This is a genomic window from Pseudomonas sp. GM49 (genome assembly GCF_000282355.1).
Classification (GTDB): Bacteria; Pseudomonadota; Gammaproteobacteria; order Pseudomonadales; family Pseudomonadaceae; genus Aquipseudomonas.
Map to the genome: position 1 here is coordinate 1 of NZ_AKJL01000267.1, position 5,568 is coordinate 5,568.

A 5,568-nucleotide genomic window follows, 5' to 3' on the forward strand; every position below is an offset into this window, starting at 1 on the left:
GCCGTAAGGGCGAAACCATAAGCCGCCGTTACCGAAGAAATGGATATGTACTCCGTTAAAGTTCCAAAACAACCTACAGAATCCAAGGCATTTTCCAACGATGAAACAATCCTTCCGACCCTTGCTCCCCCGTCCACGACGACTAACATCAAACAAAAGGAAAATATCTCCACCCTCACCCCTCAAGTTGAAGGACTCGACAACCGACACAGTGCTAATAGGCTAACTCATCAAGACAACTGCAAATCAGCCAAGCTGCAGGCAAAATCCCCCAAGGATGATTGTCCCTTTGACTGCCATCACGGGATTGCCAATACTCATGGCAACTTGATGCTACCCGCACGGAACAAGGAATAACCCTTTGAAGCTGGAACTCAAGAACAGCTTGTCGGTGAAGTTGCTTCGGGTCGTGCTCCTGTCGGCATTGATCGTCGGCGTGGTCTTGAGCTGCGCGCAGATTGTGTTCGATGCCTATAAAACACGTCAGGCCGTCGCCAGCGATGCCGAGCGCATCCTCGACATGTTTCGCGACCCCTCGACCCAGGCCGTCTACAGCCTGGACCGGGAAATGGGCATGCAGGTGATCGAAGGCCTGTTTCAGGACGCCGCCGTGCGCCAGGCTTCCATCGGCCATCCCAACGAAGCCATGCTCGCGCAAAAAACCCGCGAGCTGCAGCACTCCCACAGCCGCTGGCTGACCGACCTGATTCTTGGCAAGGAGCGCACCTTCACCACCCAACTGGTCGGTCGCGGGCCTTACAGCGAATATTACGGCGACCTGAGCATCACCCTCGATACCGCCACCTACGGCCAAGGGTTCATCGTCAGCTCGGTGATCATCTTCATTTCCGGCGTACTGCGCGCGCTCGCCATGGGGCTGGTGTTGTATCTGGTCTATCACTGGCTGCTGACCAAGCCGCTGTCGCGGATCATCGAGCACCTCACGGAAATCAATCCTGATCGTCCCAGCGAACACAAGATTCCGCTGCTCAAGGGGCACGAGAAAAACGAACTGGGCATCTGGATCAACACCGCCAACCAGTTGCTCGAGTCCATCGAACGCAATACCCATCTGCGCCACGAAGCGGAAAACAGCCTGTTGCGCATGTCCCAGTACGATTTCCTGACGGGACTGCCGAACCGGCAGCAATTGCAGCAGCAACTGGACAAGATCCTCATCGACGCCGGCAGGCTACAGCGCCGGGTCGCGGTGTTGTGTGTCGGCCTCGATGACTTCAAGGGCATCAACGAGCAGTTCAGTTACCAGACTGGCGACCAGTTGCTGCTGGCCCTGGCCGATCGCCTGCGCGGTCATAGCGGTCGCCTGGGCGCCCTCGCCCGACTCGGTGGCGACCAGTTCGCCCTGGTCCAGGCCGATATCGAGCAGCCCTACGAAGCTGCCGAGCTGGCGCAAAGCATTCTCGATGACCTGGAAGCGGCGTTTGCCCTCGACCATCAGGAGATCCGCCTGCGCGCCACCATCGGCATCACCCTGTTCCCCGAGGACGGTGACAGCACCGAGAAATTGCTGCAAAAGGCCGAGCAGACCATGACGCTGGCCAAGACCCGCTCGCGCAACCGCTATCAGTTCTATATCGCCAGCGTCGACACCGAAATGCGCCGCCGCCGCGAGCTGGAAAAGGACCTGCGCGACGCCCTGATACGCAATCAGTTCTACCTCGTCTACCAGCCGCAGATCAGCTATCGCGACAACCGCGTGGTGGGCGTCGAAGCCCTGATTCGCTGGCAACACCCCGAGCACGGCATGGTGCCACCGGACCTGTTCATCCCGCTGGCCGAACAGAACGGCACCATCATTGCCATTGGCGAATGGGTGCTGGACCAGGCCTGCAAACAATTACGCGAGTGGCATGACCAGGGTTTCAGTGACCTGCGCATGGCGGTGAACCTGTCCACGGTTCAATTGCACCACGCCGAACTGCCGCGGGTGGTCAACAACCTGCTGCAGATGTATCGCCTGCCGCCACGCAGCCTGGAGCTGGAAGTCACCGAAACCGGCCTGATGGAAGACATCAGCACCGCAGCCCAGCACTTGCTCAGCCTGCGCCGCTCCGGCGCGCTGATCGCCATCGATGACTTCGGCACCGGGTATTCGTCCTTGAGCTATCTGAAGAGCTTGCCGCTGGACAAGATCAAGATCGACAAGAGCTTCGTCCAGGACCTGCTCGATGACGACGACGATGCGACTATCGTTCGGGCCATCATCCAGCTGGGCAAGAGTCTGGGCATGCAGGTGATTGCCGAAGGCGTGGAAACCGCCGAGCAAGAGGCCTACATCATCTCCGAAGGCTGCCACGAAGGACAGGGCTATCACTACAGCAAGCCGTTGCCGGCACGGGAACTGGGCCTATACCTCAAGCAGGCCCAACGCAGTAACGCGGCTATTTTGTAACCCTCTGTAGGAGCGAGCTTGCTCGCGATGGTCGTGAACGATAACGCGTTGATTCTGGATGAGCGCGTTGTTCTCAGGTTCATCGCGAGCAAGCTCGCTCCTACAGGGTTGCGAGCCACACTTCCTGAATAAGAAATATTTCCAGCTACAACCCTTTACACATAATGCGAAAGATTTGCATTATGTCGCAGTTTTGCGTGTGCATAGCACGACTCCACCCCTTATCGAAGCAGGATGTTCGCCATGATTCGTATGCCTCTGGCTACCGCCAGTCTGTTGGCCATCGCTATTTCCCTCGCCGGTTGCGGCGAAGGTAAAGACCAAGAAAAAGCTGCCGCGCCTGCGCCAGCTGCCAGCACTGCGACGGCTCCAGCCGCTGCGCCTGCCGCTGCCGGTAAAGTCGACGAAGCCGCCGCCAAAGCCGTTGTCGCCCATTACGCCGACATGGTTTTCGCCGTTTATAGCGATGCCGAATCCACCGCGAAGACCCTGCAAACCGCCGTAGATGCCTTCCTCGCCAAGCCGAACGCCGACACCCTGAAAGCCGCCAAGGCTGCCTGGGTCGCCGCTCGCGTGCCTTACCTGCAGAGCGAAGTGTTCCGCTTCGGCAACACCATCGTTGACGACTGGGAAGGTCAGCTGAACTCCTGGCCGCTGGACGAAGGCCTGATCGACTACGTCGACAAGTCCTACGAACACGCATTGGGCAACCCGGGTGCCACTGCCAACATTATCGCCAACACCGAAGTTCAGATCGGCGAAGACAAGGTCGATGTCAAAGACATCACCCCGGAAAAACTCGCCAGCCTGAACGAGCTGGGTGGTTCCGAGGCCAACGTCGCCACCGGCTACCACGCCATCGAATTCCTGCTCTGGGGCCAGGACCTGAACGGCACCGGCCCTGGCGCCGGCAACCGTCCGGCGTCGGACTACCTGGAAGGCAAAGGTGCAACCGGCGGTCACAACGACCGTCGTCGTGCCTACCTGAAGTCCGTGACCCAACTGCTGGTCAGCGACCTGGAAGAAATGGTCGGCAACTGGAAGCCGAACGTGGCCGACAACTACCGCGCCACCCTGGAAGCGGAACCGGCTGAGTCCGGCCTGCGCAAAATGCTGTTCGGCATGGGCAGCCTGTCCCTGGGCGAACTGGCGGGCGAGCGCATGAAGGTTTCCCTGGAAGCCAACTCCCCGGAAGACGAACAGGATTGCTTCAGCGACAACACCCACAACTCGCACTTCTACGATGCCAAGGGCATTCGTAACGTGTACCTGGGCGAGTACACCCGTGTAGACGGCAGCAAAATGACCGGCGCCAGCCTGTCGTCCCTGGTGGCCAAGGCCGACCCGGCTGCCGACACCGCGCTGAAGGCAGACCTGGCCGCCACCGAAGCCAAGATTCAGGTGATGGTTGACCACGCCAACAAGGGTGAGCACTACGACCAGTTGATCGCTGCCGGCAATACCGCTGGCAACCAGATCGTCCGTGACGCCATCGCTTCCCTGGTCAAGCAGACCGGTTCGATCGAAGCCGCCGCTGGCAAACTGGGCATCAACGACCTGAACCCGGACAACGCTGATCACGAATTCTGATCAACGCTGGCTGAGTGAGTAAAAAGGCGACCTTCGGGTCGCCTTTTTCATATCTGCCCGAATGAGCCTCCCCCTGTAGGAGCGAGCTTGCTCGCGATGGACGTTAACGGTGACGCGTCCTGTCTGGAAAAATGCGTAGCCTGAACATTCATCGCGAGCAAGCTCGCTCCTACAGGGGATCGTGGTGTGCAGATAAACTCTGCCCCACATCAAGCAAACGATAATTCCTCTTATTCAAATTCCCATCCCCTGTTAGACTTTGCGCCCTTGTTTTGCTCGTCTTGCAGGATGTCTGATGCCCCCGCTGCCTCTTCGCTTGTCCGCACTGTTTCTGGCCCTGGGCCTGAGTGCCTGCGATGACGCCCCGAAATTCACCCGGGCCGAACCTGGTGAAGCCCGCTCCGGCGGCAGTGCGACGGTGCGCAAGACCGATCAGAACGCGTTTTCCATGCCCTCGGCGAATCTGCCGCCGTCACGGCGCGTGGATTTCAGCGTCGGCAACAGTTTCTTCCGCAGCCCTTGGGTGATCGCCCCATCGACGACGACCGCTCGCGATGGCCTCGGCCCGCTGTTCAACACCAATGCCTGTCAGGGCTGCCACATCAAGGACGGCCGCGGCCACCCGCCAGCGCCCAACGACGTAAATGCCGTGTCGATGCTGGTGCGCCTGTCGATTCCCGACGCCCCGGCGTATGCCAAGGTCATCGAGCAGATCGGCGTGGTGCCTGAGCCCGTCTACGGCGGTCAGTTCCAGGACATGGCCGTACCCGGTGTGGCCCCCGAAGGCAAAGTGCGGGTCGATTACACCGCCGTGCCGGTTCGCTTCAAGGACGGTACTGAAATCGAGCTGCGCAAACCGAGCCTGAACATCACCCAGCTGGGCTACGGCCCCATGCACCCCGACACCCGTTTCTCGGCCCGTGTTGCGCCGCCGATGATTGGCCTGGGCCTGCTCGAAGCGATCCCCGACGAGGCGATCCTGGCCAACGCCGAGGCACAGGCCAAGGCGGAAAACGGCATCAGCGGACGACCGAACCGGGTCTGGGATGACGCCCGGCAAAAGACCGTTCTGGGACGATTTGGCTGGAAATCCGGACAACCGAACCTCAATCAACAAAATGTTCACGCGTTTTCGGGTGATATGGGCCTCACGACCAGCCTGAGACCCTTTGATGACTGCACGGACGCGCAAACGGCCTGCAAGCAGGCACCGAGTGGCAACGGCCCGAATGGCGATCCGGAAGTCAGCGACAACATTCTGCGTCTGGTGCTGTTCTATAGCCGCAACCTTGCCGTACCGGCCCGTCGTGACGTTAACGCCCCTGAAGTGCTGGCCGGCAAGACCCTGTTTTATCAGGCCGGTTGCCAGTCCTGTCACACACCGAAATACACCACCGCCGCCAACGCTGCCGAACCTGAACTGGCCAATCAAGTCATTCGCCCGTACAGCGATCTGCTGTTGCATGACATGGGCGACGGCCTGGCCGACAACCGTACCGAGTTCCAGGCCAGTGGCCGTGAATGGCGCACCCCGCCGTTGTGGGGTATCGGCCTGACACAGGCGG

Annotated in this window: 3 protein-coding genes; all 3 read left to right on the forward strand. The window is 59.9% G+C overall.

From position 1 onward, the window contains the following. The first annotated feature begins 361 nt into the window (after window positions 1-361). The gene (locus tag PMI29_RS06535; RefSeq protein WP_008001943.1) at window positions 362-2,413 is read left to right on the forward strand and encodes a putative bifunctional diguanylate cyclase/phosphodiesterase; all 2,052 of its coding nucleotides are present in this window, start codon (window positions 362-364) and stop codon (window positions 2,411-2,413) included. A 243-nt stretch (window positions 2,414-2,656) separates the two neighbouring features. After that, complete coding sequence (locus PMI29_RS06530; protein WP_008001945.1) at window positions 2,657-4,003, forward strand: imelysin family protein; 1,347 nt, start codon at window positions 2,657-2,659, stop codon at window positions 4,001-4,003. Between the two features lie 295 nt (window positions 4,004-4,298). Beyond that, window positions 4,299-5,568 (forward strand): di-heme oxidoreductase family protein (locus tag PMI29_RS06525; protein ID WP_008001946.1); only part of this gene is annotated, 1,270 nt, incomplete at its 3' end.

What these genes read in the sequence shown, in the direction of transcription:
- PMI29_RS06530 (WP_008001945.1), top strand. Translation starts at nt 2,657, where the DNA reads ATGATTCGTATGCCTCTGGCTACCGCCAGTCTGTTGGCCATCGCTATT.